This is a genomic window from Nostoc sp. (genome assembly GCF_036917155.1).
GTDB lineage: Bacteria > Cyanobacteriota > Cyanobacteriia > Cyanobacteriales > Nostocaceae > Nostoc.
This window is the reverse complement of the sequence record NZ_JBALDZ010000031.1, coordinates 113,180-130,536: the sequence shown is the minus strand read 5'-3', so window position 1 is coordinate 130,536 and position 17,357 is coordinate 113,180. Positions and strand designations below refer to the sequence as shown.

General features: G+C 40.8%; 15 protein-coding genes. 8 read left to right on the top strand and 7 right to left on the bottom strand.

Annotated elements, in window-relative coordinates:
* Positions 1 to 55: 55 nt before the first annotated feature.
* The 4 genes from V7K67_RS05650 to V7K67_RS05635 form a co-directional block, all read right to left on the bottom strand.
* Positions 56 to 337, bottom strand: a complete 282-nt coding sequence (locus V7K67_RS05650) for a type II toxin-antitoxin system RelE/ParE family toxin (protein ID WP_334732608.1) — start codon at positions 335 to 337, stop codon at positions 56 to 58.
* Positions 337 to 606 carry a hypothetical protein gene (locus tag V7K67_RS05645; RefSeq protein WP_334708902.1) on the bottom strand — a complete coding sequence of 90 codons (270 nt, stop codon included), beginning with the start codon at positions 604 to 606 and terminating at the stop codon, positions 337 to 339. The genes V7K67_RS05650 and V7K67_RS05645 overlap by 1 nt, the downstream gene beginning before the upstream one ends.
* Positions 607 to 967: 361 nt before the next feature.
* Positions 968 to 1,228 (bottom strand): type II toxin-antitoxin system RelE family toxin, encoded by a 261-nt coding sequence (locus tag V7K67_RS05640; protein WP_334732610.1) that lies wholly within the window; start codon positions 1,226 to 1,228, stop codon positions 968 to 970.
* The gene (locus tag V7K67_RS05635) at positions 1,225 to 1,422 is read right to left on the bottom strand and encodes a DUF2281 domain-containing protein (protein ID WP_335165559.1); all 198 of its coding nucleotides are present in this window, start codon (positions 1,420 to 1,422) and stop codon (positions 1,225 to 1,227) included. Before V7K67_RS05635 ends, V7K67_RS05640 begins: the two co-directional genes overlap by 4 nt.
* A 498-nt stretch (positions 1,423 to 1,920) precedes the next feature.
* On the opposite strand from V7K67_RS05635, the gene V7K67_RS05630 reads away from it, so the two are divergent.
* Positions 1,921 to 2,424, top strand: coding sequence for an acyl-CoA thioesterase (locus tag V7K67_RS05630; protein WP_335165557.1), 504 nt, complete (start codon positions 1,921 to 1,923; stop codon positions 2,422 to 2,424).
* A 4-nt stretch (positions 2,425 to 2,428) separates the two neighbouring features.
* Here V7K67_RS05630 and V7K67_RS05625 read toward each other — a convergent pair whose 3' ends face one another.
* A complete protein-coding gene (locus V7K67_RS05625; RefSeq protein WP_334732614.1) occupies positions 2,429 to 2,626 on the bottom strand; it encodes a hypothetical protein in 198 nt (65 codons plus the stop codon).
* A 396-nt stretch (positions 2,627 to 3,022) separates the two neighbouring features.
* Entirely contained in the window at positions 3,023 to 4,219 is a 1,197-nt protein-coding gene (gene dxr, locus V7K67_RS05620) for a 1-deoxy-D-xylulose-5-phosphate reductoisomerase (protein WP_335165555.1), read from the bottom strand.
* A gap of 415 nt (positions 4,220 to 4,634) precedes the next feature.
* Here dxr and V7K67_RS05615 point away from each other — a divergent pair, with 415 nt between their 5' ends.
* The 4 genes from V7K67_RS05615 to V7K67_RS05600 all read left to right on the top strand — a co-directional run bounded on the left by V7K67_RS05615 (position 4,635) and on the right by V7K67_RS05600 (position 10,718).
* Complete coding sequence (locus V7K67_RS05615) at positions 4,635 to 5,942, top strand: mannosyltransferase family protein (protein ID WP_335165581.1); 1,308 nt, start codon at positions 4,635 to 4,637, stop codon at positions 5,940 to 5,942.
* A 40-nt stretch (positions 5,943 to 5,982) separates the two neighbouring features.
* Entirely contained in the window at positions 5,983 to 7,932 is a 1,950-nt protein-coding gene (locus V7K67_RS05610) for a DMT family transporter (RefSeq protein ID WP_334732616.1), read from the top strand.
* A gap of 153 nt (positions 7,933 to 8,085) precedes the next feature.
* Positions 8,086 to 9,294 (top strand): hypothetical protein, encoded by a 1,209-nt coding sequence (locus V7K67_RS05605; protein WP_335165553.1) that lies wholly within the window; start codon positions 8,086 to 8,088, stop codon positions 9,292 to 9,294.
* A gap of 41 nt (positions 9,295 to 9,335) precedes the next feature.
* On the top strand, positions 9,336 to 10,718 hold the full coding sequence (locus V7K67_RS05600) for a DUF2079 domain-containing protein (RefSeq protein ID WP_334732618.1): 1,383 nt from the start codon (positions 9,336 to 9,338) through the stop codon (positions 10,716 to 10,718).
* A gap of 58 nt (positions 10,719 to 10,776) precedes the next feature.
* On the opposite strand, the gene V7K67_RS05595 is transcribed toward V7K67_RS05600, so the two are convergent.
* Positions 10,777 to 12,354, bottom strand: coding sequence for an ArnT family glycosyltransferase (locus V7K67_RS05595; protein WP_334732619.1), 1,578 nt, complete (start codon positions 12,352 to 12,354; stop codon positions 10,777 to 10,779).
* A gap of 643 nt (positions 12,355 to 12,997) precedes the next feature.
* Here V7K67_RS05595 and V7K67_RS05590 point away from each other — a divergent pair.
* From V7K67_RS05590 to V7K67_RS05580, 3 genes are all read left to right on the top strand, one after another.
* Complete coding sequence (locus V7K67_RS05590) at positions 12,998 to 13,651, top strand: sigma-70 family RNA polymerase sigma factor (RefSeq protein ID WP_334732620.1); 654 nt, start codon at positions 12,998 to 13,000, stop codon at positions 13,649 to 13,651.
* Positions 13,652 to 13,748: 97 nt separating this feature from the next.
* A complete protein-coding gene (locus tag V7K67_RS05585; protein ID WP_335165551.1) occupies positions 13,749 to 14,510 on the top strand; it encodes a transposase in 762 nt (253 codons plus the stop codon).
* Positions 14,511 to 14,669: 159 nt separating this feature from the next.
* Positions 14,670 to 17,324 carry a CHAT domain-containing protein gene (locus V7K67_RS05580; protein ID WP_442943762.1) on the top strand — a complete coding sequence of 885 codons (2,655 nt, stop codon included), beginning with the start codon at positions 14,670 to 14,672 and terminating at the stop codon, positions 17,322 to 17,324.
* Positions 17,325 to 17,357 lie beyond the last annotated feature (33 nt).

Here is a 17,357-nt window from a genome sequence, read left to right as displayed (position 1 = left end):
CTGTAATAACATCTATGATTTCAATCCCCAAATATTTCTCAAGTCTAGTGTCACCTTAGTAAACATCATCATGAGAACCCAAGGTCAACAAAGAAATTACTAATTCCCCTGAATCGGGATGAGGAACAAACTCAAATAGAATACGATTGCTGTAGTCTATGGAACAAGCCCATGTACCCAATAAATCCCCTTTAAGTTTATGAGTACGCAAGCTAGGGTAAAACGCATCTTCAGCAAGTTGTTGTAATCTTTGCTCAACTACAGAGCGTAATTCGGGATTTCGACGGGCTAAACGCTTAAAGTCTCGAATAAATCTTGCACTCCATAGCAGCTGCATCAATCATCCAACTCCGCCATTAAATCAGCAACAGTTCCACTACGTACTTCCCCTTTAGCATAAGCTTCACGAGCTTCTGCAACCGCCTTTAATAAGTCATCCCGTCGCTGTTGCTTGAGGCGCTTTTGGATAATATCTACAAGAATAGCCTGAGCTTCTGGATCTAATGCTTCTACCGCTTCTATGGCTTTCTGAAATGTAGATGTTTTTTCTAGCATGAGCGTCAAAGAATTTAGTGATAAGTCTAATTTAGCTGGTGGTAGGGGCAATCGCTTTTCTTTTGTTTATTTTATATAGATTTAGCGATCGCACTTGTTAACACGGTTGTAACTGTCATGACACCAATAAGAGTGTAATATTTATTGACCTTAACGCTCCCAATACTGTGTTTCTTTTATTTGTTGCTAGTGGCGTAGTCCGCTAGTTGGAGGCTCATATCTTGCACCTAGCCCTGGCGATTAGAAATCGCGGCTATACAAATAAAGTCCGCCTACGCGGACTAATGCAAAATCAAGGTTTTCAACCCGCGCAGGCGGGTTTTGCCTGTGTAGCCGCGACTTCCAGTCGCCTGGTGCAAGATATCAGGTAAGGCGTTTTTGTACATTTGGGATGCTCCCGATTTTTAGTTGTTCACAATCTATAAACATCACTACGATGCTTTACTTTGACCACCGTGACTAATAATAAACCATCTTGTATTTCGTAAATAATTCGATATTTTCCCAATCTGACTCTATATAAATTATCAGAACCTTCTAATTTTTTCATACCATCAGGACGAGGCTCAAAAGCAAGTTCTTCCAATTTAGCAACCACTTTTTGTTGAACATCATAGGGTAATTTTTTTATCTGTCTTTTTGCAGCCGGAGCAATTTCTACTTCGTAACTCACAAACCTAATTCCCTTTTGAGTTCACCCAAGGAAATCGTACCAACCTCTTGTGCTTCTTTTAATGCAGCTTTTGCATCTTTTAAATCCTCTTTATCTTCTTTGGCTTTCAAAAAAAGTAAAAAGTCCAGAACCTCGTATATAATTTCTTCTGGTACATTTTCTATCTCTTCAATTATTTTCTGTTTGGCATTCATAAATTCCGCTTTATGCTGGTTGACTCTATTATAAGATGATGGTTATTGAAGTCTTGCTAACTCAAGTAAGAAACTGCGATGCCTGTGGCGGGCTGCGCCAACGCACTTCATCATGCAGGACATCGCACTGTGGGTAGTGAGAAAGGCTGACGCAGTTGATCGTGTATGAGAATGGGAAAGCGATCGCACTCTGCTTAGTCAATCATTTAGAGCAGATACCCCCTGAACGCTTACGATTATTCATGGGTAAAGCTTGAGCTTTTTCTCCAGATTTGTACCTCAACCTTGCATTTGTGCTTACCTGATTATTGTCTGGGTACGCCATCCCAAAACCTAGTAAACTAAGTAGAGTCAAAGCAACAGTATTAACATACTTAAGATTAACCTGCATAATAAAATACTCCCTATTCCAGGAAGGTAAATACTAAATCAAGAAGTCCGGCAACGCAATTAATTTTTATTGATTTGGAAAATTTATAGGTGCTGAGAAATTTGAAGATGTCAGAAGAAAAACCCAACCAAGCAAAACTACCACCAACCAGCGCCCTTGACAATCCATCCAGTCATGAATTTGGGAATTGGTTTGAATATCCTGTGAGAGTGCAACCCCACCACACTGACTATGCCGGCATTGTCTGGCACGGTTCCTATATAGCTTGGATGGAAGAAGCGCGGATTGAATGCTTGCGATCTATCGGGATTGAATTTGCTGATTTAGTCACTATCGGCTGCGATTTACCAGTTGTAGAACTGTCGGTGCGCTATCATCACTCAATTCAATTAGGTCTAACAGTGATGGTAAAAACGCGTATGGCTGAGGTGACTGGTGTGCGAATCAATTGGGATTATGCCATTGTATCAACTGATGGACAACAATTGTACGTCACCGCCAAGGTGACTTTAGTAGCTTTAGATCGCGAAAGAGGCAAGATTATGCGTCAGTTGCCAGCGAGTGTTAAGGATGCATTAGCCAAGATTTCGGCATTAAATAACAATTTTTAATTTTCTATTTGCCACTTTGTATCTGGGAGATAGTTTGAGCAAACTGCGTTACGTGATACCAGATATCTTGCGGGGTAATGCCAAAACTGATATTTAATAAGATTAGGATTGCGGCAATAGTCAATGCACTCTTTAGGGTTGCTTTCAGCAACTTCCATAATATTATGAAGACTATCCAAGCTACAATCAGCGTCGCAATCATATATTAATTCCTTTATATATAATTCCTTATTAATTGCCCTTGTCTGAGAGTGTGTTTATTCAGAAAGGGAAAATTATCTAGCTATTACAGCTAATTAATAGTGTTTACTAAAACTGTTTTTTTTGCGTAAATGTTCCAAAAATATTTTACACGAGAATCAGACGATAATTTGGATGTCAGGTAAATTATTTGGCAATTTGGCAAACTTCCGGAAAATCTGTTTATTTATTTGTAGATATGTATAAAAACAATAAGTGAGCAGGAAGCCACTAAATATATTTTAGGCAGCAATGAGGCTTTAGTCTGAAGTGAGAACAGATAGAACACAATAACCTAGAGGCTCAGATCCCCGACTTCTTCAAGAAGTCGGGGATCTTTTGGTTCGATTTAAGGTTTTTATCGCAGAGAAATTATCTGCGGTTGGGTTTCTAACTTTTCAGTCGCTATTAAAACTTCTTGTCTTGCCCATTTATCTGCTGTCAAAATGTCATCTAAAGAGGGATTTGTACGGTTATCATTTTGATGGCGATCGCACACCCATTCGATACACCGAGGAATATCTAAAAAGCGAATTTTTTCGTCTAAAAATAAAGCCACAGCCTGCTCATTTGCAGCATTCAACACAGCAGGCATGGAACCACCAGCTTTACCCACAGCATAAGCTAACTGCATACAAGGATACTTCTGATGATCTGGTTCCCGGAAGGTTAAATTTCCAGCTTTGACTAAATCTAGTCGTTCCCAGTTGGTGTAAATGCGATCGGGCCAAGATAGGGCATAGAGTAAGGGTAAGCGCATATCCGGCCAACCGAGTTGGGCTAAAACTGAAGTATCTTGCAATTCAATCAGCGAGTGAATGATGCTTTGGGGATGAATGACAATTTCGATATTGTCATAATCCAACCCAAACAGAAAGTGAGCCTCAATTACTTCTAGCCCTTTATTCATCAAAGTAGCAGAGTCTACTGTGATTTTCCGCCCCATCGACCAATTCGGATGCTTGAGGGCATCAGCTACGGTTACATCTGCTAATTTTTCTACATCCCAGTCTCGGAAAGCCCCACCAGAGGCAGTCAGCAAAATTTTCCGCAAGCCTGCCTTTGGCACGCCTTGGAGGCATTGAAAGATTGCGGAATGTTCGGAATCGGCTGGGAGTAATTTGACACCATGTTTTTCAACTAGGGGTAGAACCACAGGTGCCCCGGCAATCAGGGTTTCTTTGTTCGCTAAGGCAATATCTTTACCAGCTTCTATCGCTGCGATCGTGGGTAGCAAACCAGCACAACCAACAATCCCCGTAACAACAGTTTGGGCATCACCGTAACGGGCGACTTCTATCACTCCGGCGTCACCCGCCAGTAGAATCGGTTGGGGATCGAGGTCAATGATTGCTTCTTTAAGGGCTGGTAATTGCTCTTCTGAGCAAATGGCTGCTATTTTCGGTCGAAATTGCCGAATTTGAGCAGCCAACATTTCCACATTACGCCCAGCTGCCAATCCCACAATCTGAAATTGATCTGGGTACTGAGTGACAATATCTAAAGTCTGAGTACCAATAGAACCAGTGGAACCAACAAGAGTAATCGCTTTCACAATTGCTTAAGGATTTACAGACAACTCCCACTATAAATTGCTGGGGACTCTTTAATCACAGCAATCACCATAATCGATACATTGCCGAGGAGGAGGGGAAGAAAGAAAGTGCCCGCGTGTCTCTATGTCCTCTTTTACTCGTCCCTGCGCCAGCCCCAATTTGTTAATTTCAAAGTTTTACAACAGATAAATCTCAAAAAATGTAACTAGACAAAATATGTATTTATAAATACTATCTTTTTACAGATAAACTCCGAGATAATTGGCAAAAGTAACCAAATAGGAAATAATTTCAATTAATTGCTAATTTGTCCAGTTTGTTAATTATGTTGGTGCAAGATGTTACTCATAAATTGCTGTGTTACAGCTATATGTAAAAGGATTCAGAAAGGAGTTTGTGAAAGCACTCAAGCTTATGGTCAAAGTTCAGATAGTTATAAAAAAAGTTTTATGGAAAAATGATTTCCTGTTTCCAGCGGCAATATGGTTTGCCAGTCGAATATTCATCTGGACTGCTATGTTGCTGATTGCGCCAAAGCTACCATTACCAGCAGAAGACTTTTTGCCCCATTTTGGTTGGGGGATTTTTGATGCTTGGGATAGTATGCATTATCGAGCGATCGCAACTTCTGGCTATGAATTTGCCAATGACGGCAAACAGCATAATCTAGCCTTCTTTCCTCTATTTCCCTTAAGCATCTGGGTTTTGATGAAGTTGGGCTTACCGTTTGAATTAGCAGGGACGTTAGTCAACAACTTGGCATTTTTTGCAGCGCTTTACTGTTTATACTTTTGGGTCAAAGGGCATTATGGCATCAATGCAGCGCATTGGGTAACATCTGTGGTTTCTTTGTATCCGTCTTCTATGTTTACGGGAGTGATTTACACAGAGGGGCTGTATTTGTTTTTGAGTACGGCAACTTTGCAGGCCTTTGATCAGAAACAGTATGGCTGGACTGCCCTTTGGGGTGCGATGGCCACAGCAACACGTCCTACAGGTATGGCATTAATTCCAGCATTGGCGATCGCAGCCTGGAAAGAACGCCGACCACCTATTGCCTATATAGCTGGTTTGACTACCGCTATTGGCATACTTTTATTCAGTTTGTATTGTGCGATTTATTTTGGCAACCCTTTAGCTTTTATCGAAGCACAAAAAGGATGGCGACCAACTCTGGGCTTTGATTGGCAGGGTTGGTTAAATATGTTCATGCAAATTGTAGTCGGCAGAGAAAATTGGCACAATGGTTGGGTTCAAAACCCCTCTGGCGGGATTCAAGACCCTTGGTATCTCTTCTTGTTTGGCTTGAGTGTTGCCAGTAGCTATCTTTTATGGCGTTTCCGTCAACGTTTTAGTTCTGTAAAATTATTCTATGGCTTTTATGCTTTAGCCTTACTTTTGTTGATTCTAGCAAGCGAACAGTGGATTAATAACTTGCTCAACTTGTTCATGGTCTTGGGTGGTGGCTATATATTGTGGCACTTACACACGCAACTGACACCGGTTACAGTTATTTATGGCTTTTGTGGTATTGGTTTGCTATTGGCTTCTGGAGGCACCATCTCCTTGAGCCGTCTCGCTTATGGTATTGTGCCTTTGAACATAGCCATTGGTGTACTGTTATCTCGCCATCCTCGTCAGGGATATTTAATATTGGGGGCTTTTATGACACTACTAGCCAAAATAGCTGTAGGATTTGCCCAAGAGCGCTGGGTTGGTTAGAGGGTTGATCCATATAGATGAGTTGCATTGAAATTTTCTAATGAATTTATTTAATCAAACGAAGATCGCGATCGCTTCATTATTTCTAGGTGTAGGTGCCATATCTTTTGGCTCTATTTTTCTGAAATTGAGCGAAATGGAACTCAGCCCCAGTGCCACTGTATTTAATCGCTTTTGGCTTGCTAGTGTGGTCTTCTTACTCTGGCATGGATACAAGGCAATACGACAGCGATTTTCCGTAGACAAACCTGTAGAACAGCAGCCCTACACCAGTCAGGATCTATTGCTATTGCTAGGTGCTGGTATTCTTTGGGCTGCCACTTTAGTTTTGTTGGCTTGGTCACTAACTCAAACTAGCGTTGCAATCTCTAGTGTGTTGCATAATCTCGCCCCCATCTTTACTAGTTTAGGGGTGTGGCTGTTATTTCGTAAGCGTTTTGAAAACCAATTCCTGATTGGGCTGGTCGTCGCCCTTGGGGGAGCGATCGCTATTGAATTTGAGGAACTGCAAATAGCCACAGATGAAGTTCAAGGAGGCTTGGCTGCCATCGTTTCGGCGATTTTCCTGAGTGCATACCTGCTAATCGTAGAAAAATTACGCACCAAATTTTCTCCGTCCACAATTCAGTTGTGGATTTGTGCGATCGCAGCTTTAGTACTCTTCCCCATACTTTTGCTCACTCAAGATCAACTTTTCCCCTCTACAGTTAGTGGGTGGCTTTGGGTGATTTCCCTAGCCCTGATCTGCCAAGTTTTAGGTCATGGGCTTTTGACCTATAGCCTTGCTAAGTTTTCCTCTGTGGTTGTGTCCTTGGTGCATCTGTTAGAGCCAGTATTTAGCGGCATTTTTGCTCTTGTAATATTTTCGGAAACATTAACTTTATCAAATTGGGTAGGGTTCGCCGTAGTTTTAATCGGTTTATACTTAGCCGTATCTAGCCAAGCTACTGTTAATTACCCGCTTCAGGAATCAGTCAAAAATATAGTTAACACTTTCGTTAAAAGTATGACGCTCAAACTGTCATTACTAAAGCAACAATTCTCCGAAACACCAGCTTTATTAGGGACTGTCTCATTATTATTTGCCCTAATTCCCATATCTTTAGCACCATCTCTGACCAAATTGTGTCAACAAGAAATTGGTGCAAATGCTGTAGTATTTCATCGCAGTTGGATTGCTACACTTGTCTTTGGTCTGTGGAATGGACTTGAGGCTTACCGTTACCAACAGTCTGATAACCAATCTATAGAACAGAAACCTTTTACCAAACAAGAAGTGTGGCTATTGTTGGCAATGGGAACCTCTGCTGGAACCTACCTCCTCTTGTGGGCTTGGGCGCTGAGTCAAACTAGTGTTGCTAATGTGGCTTTACTGTCTAATTTGAACTCCTTATTTGTTGCTTTGGCTGGTTATCTGTTATTCGGTCGGCGTTTCGATCACAGATTCGTGATTGGTCTGGTCATCGCCTTGGGGGGAGCGATCGCGTTTGAACTCAATAAGGTACAATTTGCAACTGATCAAATATTGGGTGATACCTTAGCATTGCTAACTGCGGTTTTCATGGCCACGTGTATGCTGCTGATAGAACGACTCCGAACCCGATTTAGCACTGCAACTATCATGCTGTGGCGCTGTGGAGTGACAACAATGTTTCTACTACCCGTCCTCCCATTTCTGGAAGACAGGCTATTACCCTATTCCTGGACGGGTTGGTTTTTCATCATTTTCCAAGCTCTCTTCTGCCAAGTTTTGGGTCAGGGACTTTTGGCTTATAGCCTCAGCAGAATCTCTTCAGGAGTTGTCGCCGTCACGCTTCTTCTAGAACCAGTTCTAGCTTCCATTTTTGCTTGGTTCATTTTTTCAGAACAAGTCGGTTTGTTTGACTGGGCAACTTTTGCCGTAGTTCTAGTAGGTATCTATCTCGCCCAATCTAGTCAATCCACTGTTCAAGTAACGAACGAAGGATGTAGCACTATAACAGGTAGCTAGAAAGTGGCAGTTGTGAAGAAGGCAGGAGGCATTTCTCCAGCAAGACTGCCTCTCTTGTTAAAGTCTCGTGTGGCCGCGACTTCTAGTCGCCAGGGCTAGTTTTATTATTCTTGATTTATTATTTGGACACCGCCAACTTGACTGATACAATTTATGATGAAAACTTCTGACAAGACATTATTAAAATTAGTGAAATCTCCGTTCAATAGGCTCTTAAACTCTCTCCCATTACCCGTTCCTGGATACGTAGCTATTGGCATAATATTAGCAGTGCTGATTCGATTAGCCTGTGTTCCAAATAAATCGGTGGATTATAAATATTTTTTAGCGCCTTGGTATGATTTCATTGCATCTCATGGCGGTTTCAGCGCTCTCAAATATAGTTTTGCCGATTACACACCTTCTTATCTCTACTGGATTTTAATTGCTGCTACCTTGCTATCTGGATTGCCAAAAATTTTAGCAATCAAGCTTTTTGCTATGACTGTTGATTTTCTTTGTGCATTTTTAACTTACAAAATTGTCCGACTCAAATATCCACAGGGCAGGAAACCCATCTTTGCTTTTTTGGCAATTATCTTGAGTCCTGTTGTTATATATAATAGTGCCCTCTGGGGTCAATGTGACGTTATCTATACAACAGGATTGATTGCCTGTCTTTACTTTTTATCTATTCAAAAAGAAATTCCAGCCTTACTCAGTTTTGGTGTGGCACTTTCTTTTAAGTTGCAAGCTATGTTTTTAGCACCTTTATTATTAGCTCTTTTGCTCAAAAAAAGAATTCATTGGTATTATCTACCATTAATACCGGCGGTATATATCATTACAGTTTTACCACCTTGGTTTATGGGAAGACCAATACAAGAATTGCTATTAGTCTATTTTAATCAAGCTAATAAATATAAGGAATTAGCTAAAGGCGCACCTAATCTTTATCAATGGATTCCTAACAATTTTTATAATATTGTTGTACCTATAGCTTTAACGTTAACGATATCTGCAATATTTTTATTTGCATATATTGTTTATAAAAGTAGACTAGAAATTACTCAAGATAGGCTGATACACTTAGCCACCATATCAGTTTTGTTTATGCCATATATCCTACCCAAAATGCACGAAAGATATTTTTATCCTGCTGATATACTTTCGATTATCTTTGCCTTTTATTTTCCCCGATATTTTTGGGTAGGGATAATAGTGCCAATGGCATCATTTTTTGGCTATTTGGGAACTCCCATCTTTATCCAGTTGTTTTCAATACCTTTAGGTTTTGCCCTCTGGTTTGTTGTGCGAAAGTCTGATGTAATTTATCCGAAATTACAAGCTGAATTGTCCTCAAATATCAATAAAAATTGGTAGTAAGTGCAAGCAGGATTTTAGTAACAGAACAACTGCCAAAAATGAATAAGATCAGAGCATTTATCGGCATTAGTACCTTAATTTTATTTATCTCCAGCAGTTTCCGACACGAATTATTTAATTCTTCTGGGGATTTAGCATTTTTTGACCAAGGTATTTACCTAATTAGTCAAGGACAAGTGCCAGTTTCTTCTGTAATTGGCTTTCATGTTTTAGCCGATCATGCTGCTTGGATTTTATATCCTTTGGCTTTACTATACAAAATTTACCCTAGCGTTTATTGGCTGTTTGCAGTACAGTCTATTGCTTTAGCATTAGGTGCTTTACCTACATATCTTCTGGCGCTGCAAGCAGGTTTAAAAGAAAATTTAGCGATCGCAATGGTGGCTGTATATCTAATGTATCCGGTGGTCTACAATAGCAATCTATGTGATTTTCACCCAGATCCGATCGCAGTCCCGGCACTTTTGATGGCTGTTTTGGCTGCTAGAACCAGAAAACTAGTTTGGTTTGGCGTTAGTATTCTTTTGGTATTGGGTTGTAAGGCCGTATTATCCCTGACTGTAGTGGCTATGGGAATTTGGCTACTCTTGTTTGAAAAGCGGCGTTTGTATGGTGCGATCGCTATTATTAGTGGGACAATATGGTTTTTGATTGCTAACTGGATTATCATCCCTCATTTTGGTGGTGAAGCGGCGTTACTTAACCGTCATCTTTATCGCTATAGCTATTTGGGAAACTCCTTTTCCGAAATGCTACAAATCTTACTATTCCAACCAAAAATCATTTTTAACAACCTTTTTTCAATTCTGAATCTAGAATATTTATGTTTTTTATTATTACCTGTTATTTGGGCTTTAAGACCACAATATATCGTACCTTTGATAAGTATACTTCCTTGTGTAGCACTAAATTTACTTGCCGATCATCCTTCGCAAAAAAACCTAGTTTTGCATTACTCTTTACCAGCAATTCCATTTCTTGTTTTAGTCGGAATTGCCAGCCTAGCAGCAGGTAAAGCATGGCTACCAAAAAGACGAGCAATTGTTTTGTGGTCTTTAGTTTGGTTTTTGATTTTAGGTAAATATGGGTTCTTTAGCTCAAGATATCTCCATCATCTAGATAATTTGCCAGCCACAAAAGAGGCGATCGCTCTAGTTAAAACTAAAGATAGTGTTCTGACTACAGATATAATTACTCCACATTTAACTCATAGACAGTTGATTAGCTTTAAATATAATCCTTCTCAAGACATTGCTGAATTGAATAAGTTTCACTATATCTTGCTCAATATCCGCCATCCAGGTTGGGCTGCAAGTTCAGAATCTCTTTCAAGCTTAGTAAATATTTTGAAAAATCAGTCTAAATTTAACTTAGAATATCAACAAGACGATGTATATCTTTTTGAAAAAAATATTAGTTAAAATCATATTCATAAATATAACTATCTTTGACATTTTCCCCAGAAATCGCTATCATGTGCTATTTAATTGATGGTGAAATAAGAGTAAATTTATCAGCAGTGCCTAGAACCTGATGTTCAAATAAATTTATTTGCTTCAAAGTCGCATCATCTAGCAGTAAATAAGATTTATTAGATAACATTTGTTGTTTTAAAACAGCAACAGAAGCAGAAACTACTTTACGATCGCTATAAAAATTTAAACTAGGACGACTATAAGGAAATGAGGTATAAATTATTGCTTCTGGTGAAACATTTGCCCGAATTAAGTCTGCTACTGGTTTAACTGGAAAAGCTTCTTTTAATTCCCAAATCCAAGATTGCGAGCTTACCAACAGCGTTAAAACTAAATACATCCCTGTAAATAACACTGGAATAAAATTACGCTCGCGCTTTTTAATTAGCCATACTGTGATACCCATACTTATTGTCAAAATAATGCTCATGACTATCAAAATAGGCTGTTTTTTCAGATAAAAGTAAACACAACCTCCTAAACCAGCAATAGAAATAATAGCTAGAAATATTGTCCAACCTCGCACTCGAAAATGACGATTATGCCAAACTTCGCTCAAATTAGCACCAATTGCCAAAGCTAAAAATGGATATACAGGCATGACATACCAGGGTAGTTTAGTTCTCATCAAAGAAATAGTTCCTAAGTAAACAATTGTGCCCAAAAGAACTAGAGATCCCCAAGTATTATGACGTTTTTTCCAAGCGAGATAAAGCCCTCCAGGCAAAAATAACAGCCAGGGAAAACCATATTTGAGTAATTCTAATAAATAGTACCAAACAGGCCCGCTATTCCCTTCAACAGATTGTACCAGGCGGTCAAAAGCTTGTGCTTGAAAATGCACTTCTAAGAAGGTATTACCATAACGTTGCCATTGAGCAATGTACCAAGCGATCGCCGGGGCATTTCCTAACAAAATTCCCACCCAGAGATAGGGACTTTTTAACAAAGCTAATTGTCGATCTGCAAGCAAAAATAAACAGGCGATCGCCCCCAACAGTAAAACTATCATCCCTTTTGTCAGAATAATTAACCCCAGACAAAATCCTACACCTAGAGCATATTTTCGGTTCTGACGTGCCTTCAAAAGACAAAATAACAACAGCAAGAAAAAAGAAATGGTCATCCCATCTAACATTGCTAGTCTTCCATGACGCACCACAGGCAACATTGTCAAGTAAACTAAAGCAGCAAATAGAGCTGGTAAACTTTGCTTAAAAGCCAAACGCCCTACCAAGTAAAGCAAAGGCACTCCCAAGGCAGTTAAAACTGCACCAGGTAAGCGTGTGGTGAATTCTTGTACTCCTCCTAAGTGGTAGCAGCAAGCAATTAACCATTGCATCAAAGGCGGTTTTAATAAAAATGGTTCTCCTTGAATAGTGGGATAAAGCCAGTTACCAGTACGGTAAATTTCTCTGGCAACTAGAGCGTAAGTACCTTCATCCCAATCTCGCAAAGGGGAGTTTCCTAAAAATATCAGCCAGAGAACTAGAGATATTACCAGTAGGCTAAATAACCATTCTTGTTCTCGGAATACGATCTTTCTTTTTGTGAATAGCTTTACAATATTTGTGCGATACATTTAGGGCTAATAATCGTAGTAAATAATATTGCTAATTATGCATCTAAAATACTCACAGTGAAAACTTTTTTGCTGGGTATGAGGAAAAAATTGAATCAGCTTGGTTATCTTGCAATACGGTTTAGTTAAGGGCTACTGGCAACAATTTTGGGATTTTGAGACGCGATAAATCGCCGTCTCTACAAGTGTTTTGTTGCTCATTCTGAACTGTATTGGGTTATCTTGGTTGGATAATTGGCGTGAGGGCCTTAATTTTGTTTGGATGCAGCAGCTTTTGGATAACTTTTTATCGCAACAGAATTCAGGAGCCAGTCGTCAGAATTCAGTTGGGTATTCTGTACAAGTGGCAAATAGCGCAGTGTAAAGCCTTCTCTTTCAGAGACGCTAACGCGAATGGTATAACTCCGCTTAGAGCGAGTCTGTGATACCGAGTATTCGGGCGTCGCATCTTTATTCTGACTCCTGTTAGCGCAGCGGGGCGTAGCCCATTCTGACTCCTGAATTCTTCTTCATTCCAGTTCAGCTAGGAGACAAGATGCGATACTCCCTTTGAAAAAGATATCCCATCTTGACGAAAGGTAATTCTTTAGCGCGTTGTTATACGCAATACTAAGATATTCTTGCTTTCTTCGCCAAGATTGTCATGGTTCTATTCGATGAACAGCTACGCCGCTTAGTTACAGAAGCCTGTGGACACAAACCTGGAAGCCCTCAGCGTCAGAAGTTGCTCACGCAAGTTATTCGCTTGACAGCAAGTAGACTCTGGAGAGAAACTACTCCCTACTATCAAGATGCACTACAACAAACTTGGTTATATTTCTGTCGCAATGTTTGTGAAGGTTTGACAGGTCAAATCTACGATCCCAATTATGGCAGTGTCATCACTTGGCTGAATGCCTACCTAAGAAGGAGACTACAAGACTTTTACCTTAACCAGAATCGGGAACAGGCCACAACAGTCCCTCAGAGAATTCGTCAGTCTACATCAGGTGGAATAAGTGAAGCCATTGATCCTATAGATAACCTCCCGGCTAGTCCCCAAGCACCTCCAATTCTGGAAGATTTGGAGATGTGGGCGCAGACAGATTCTAATGGAGAACTGCGCGGTATTTACATTAAAGGGCGTCCAGATGTGAATTGTCAGGTGTTAATTCTCAAACGCTTACCCCCGGAAGTTAGCTGGAGAGAATTATCTGAAGAATTTGGGCTGTCAATTCCAACATTAAGCAGTTTTTATCAACGCCAATGTCTACCGCGTTTGCGTAAATTCGCAGAATTGGAGGGCTGGAAATTGTAACATAATTCCTACACATCTCTCTTCATAACTAGTCAATTTTGAGTAGGTATTGGAGAAAATATGTTAGACTTATCAGCATTAGTAACGGTTAACAACCGTGCCGTCAGAGGATAACCCTTCCAGCTTAGACTGGCGTTTGATAAACGTGCCACAGGCGAAGTGCAGGCTCCATAGACAGAGGGTCGTTAGTAGCGCCTCAAAAGAAGTTTTTCTAGAACGCATAAGTCGTGAAAGCAAGGTATTTGCAGTAATGAGCAATGGTGAAAAATTTGTTTGTCCTGACTATTCAAAACTTGACCGCAAAGTTCGCAAACTTCAAAAAAAGTTAGCACGACAATCTAAAGATTCAAGACGAAGAAATGTAACTCGCGTAAGAATTGCTAAACTGCACAACCAAATTTCTGATACTCGTAAAGACTTCTTGCACAAGCTATCTACCAAAGTCGTTACTGAAAACGAAACTATCGTATTGGAAGATTTAAACGTATCACGTCTGGTTAAAAACCGCAAGCTTGCAAAGGCAATTAGTTTACAAGGATGGCGTGAATTTAGAACATTTTGCGAGGCGAAGTCTGAAAAATATGGCAGAAGCTTTCAAGTAATTAGTTGTTGGGAACCTACTAGCCAAATTTGTTCTGATTGTGGATACAAATGGGGCAAGCTTGATCTGTCTATTCGTTCAATACTTTGCTTAAGTTGCAATACTGAAAACGACCGAGACGAGAATGCCGCTAAAAATATAGAACAAGTCGGGATGGGGAATCGCCACGACTCTAAACGGACGCAGAGGAATTGTAAGACTATCTTGGTAGCAGAATCCATTGAAGCGTCAAGAATCACCGCTCCTTTAGGACGGTGAGTATTTCAACATCTACCTCTTGTCGTGGTTATGGCTAAAACAACTAGGATTTTTGGCGCTAATTCTGTAAAAGCTAAAAGGCAAAAGGGGCTGGGGCGTCGCGTATTTTCCCTATGTTGCAGGATTTTTTACCCCTTCAGAGTTGGCCAATCACTCATTTTGGAAACCAAAAAAACTGCACTGGCTCACTTTTTATCTTTGCCTTTCTACTTCCTGATCGCTTTACTATGCATTATCGGTTCACCGGTGCTAGCAAAAGTTCCTAGTTCAATCAATTCATCATCGCAACTGTCAATTAACAGGCTGATATCGCTAGCTGTCACCACCGATCCCGCTTCCTTATTACAACAGGGCAAAATTTTATACAGTGCTGGTAACTTTGCTAAAGCTGTAGAAGTATTGCAAGAAGCTGTCCAAGCATATAAACAGCAAGGGGATAATCTCAAACTAGCAGCGACACTGAGTAATCTTTCCTTAGCTTATCAGCAACTCGGTGCATGGAGTCAAGCGCAGCAGGCAATTACAGAGAGCTTAGATTTGCTGAAAGGACAGAATAAAAACCAAAATCTGCAAATATTTGCCCAATCATTAGATATTCAGGGCCGTCTACAACTGGCAATGGGACAGTCCGAGGCAGCTTTAGCAACTTGGCAGCAGACGGAAGAAATTTACAAGCAAGTAGAGAATCAAAGTGGTGTGGTGCGATCGCTAATCAATCAAGCACAGGCGTGGCGCAGTCAAGGATTTTACCCCCGCGCTGTCAAAACACTCGATCGGGTTAGTCAAACATTAAAATCTCAACCAGATTCTATAGAAAAAACAGTGAGTTTGCGATCGCTCGGTGATGCCCTTTTGGTATTGGGTGATTTGAAAAAGTCACGCCAAGCACTAGAAGAAAGTTTGAGAATTGCTCAAAATCTGCAATCCAGCACTGATATTGGGGCTAGTCTGTTCAGCTTGGGAAATAATGCTCGTAAACAACAGGAAAAACAACAAGCGATCGCCTATTATCAACAAACAGTTGCAGCATCTCCCTCACCCCTGACAAAAATTCAAGCGCAATTAAATCAACTGGGACTACTAATTGAAGACCAACAATGGGCAAAGGTTCAAAGTCTCTTGCCGTTGATTGAGTCCCAACTCGACCAACTTCCCCTCAGCCGTGCGAGTATTTACGCTCATGTTAACTTTTCACAAAGTTTAGCAAAAGTCAAGAGTGGCGTATTGCAAGTATCCAGAAATAATTATTACTCAGGACTCAGCACCAAAGACTCAGCAAAGTTACTCGCCAGTGCCATCCAGCAATCCCGCAGTTTAGGGGACAAGCGGGCAGAGGCTTATGCTTTGAAGAGTTTAGGCGGCTTGTACGAAGAAACTAGGCAGTGGTCAGAGGCGCAAGACCTGACCCGGCAAGGATTAGCTTTAGCGCAGAGTAGCAATGCACCAGAAATTACCTATAGCTTGGAGTGGCAGTTAGGTAGATTGCTGTGGGCAACCAAAGATATTAATGGTGCGATCGCCGCTTATGATGCGGCTGTAGACACTCTCCAGTCTCTCCGCAGAGATTTAGTAGTGAATAAAGATGTCGTGAACCAGGATGTGCAATTTCACTTCCGGGACAGTGTAGAACCCGTCTACCGCCAGTCAGTAGAGTTACTGCTACAATCCCAACAGGGAAAACCAAATGAAAAAATATTAGATAAAGCACGCGAGCGCATTGAAGCACTCCAACTAGCAGAATTAGACGACTTCTTCCAAGAAGCTTGTCTGCAAGGACAAAAAGTAGCCCTAGATAAACTGGTAGACCAAAATAATTCCAAGGCTGCCATCCTTTATCCAATTATTCTTCGTGACGAACTCCAGGTAATTGTCAAAATTCCCAAACAATCTCTGCAAAGCCACAGCACCAAGATTTCCCAAGCAGAAGTAGAGAAACTCTTAGTAGAACTGCGAAGAAATCTTGTCAATCCCACTGCTACTAAAATCGTCCAAACCCAATCGCAAGAAGTTTACAACTGGCTGCTGAAACCCATTGAGTCACAACTGCAAAAAAGTGGCGTCGATACCCTAGTATTCGTCCTAGATGGCCCATTACGCAACTTACCAATGGCAGCACTCTACGATGGTCAACAATACTTAGTAGAGAAATATGCGATCGCTCTAAGCGTGGGTTTGCAACTCCTCGATCCGAAACCGCTAGTAAAACAGCAACTCAGAGCGCTAACAGCAGGACTGACTCAGCCACCGCCAGGATTTCCTAAATTTGCACCATTACTTGCGATAAAATCTGAATTTGACGGCATTACTAAAGCCGGAGTTTTGACAACCAGCCTCATGGATGGAAAATTTAAGAAAAAGAATTTAGAAACTGAAATTGGTGCTGCTTCATTCAACATAGTGCATTTGGCAACCCACGGTCAGTTTAGTTCCCGCCTTGAAGACACTTTTATTTTAGATTTCGATGGTCAAATCAACGTCAAAGATTTTGATACTCTCTTCCGCAGTCAGGGTAAAACCATAGTAGAACTATTAGTTTTGAGTGCTTGCCAGACAGCAGCAGGAGACAGTCGTGCAGCACTTGGTTTAGCAGGAGCAGCTGTACGAGCTGGGGCACGCAGTACCATAGCTTCCCTATGGCAAATTGATGATGAATCAACAGCGATGTTTGTGAGTGCCTTCTATCGAGAACTCAAGAGTGGCAAAATCACCAAAGCCGAAGCAGTCCACCGTGCCCAGCTACAACTGTTGAAACATCCCAACTACAGAGCGCCAAGCTTTTGGTCTGCCTATATATTGATTGGGAATTGGTTGTAATTTGGGGACTGGGGATTGGGGACTGGGGACTGG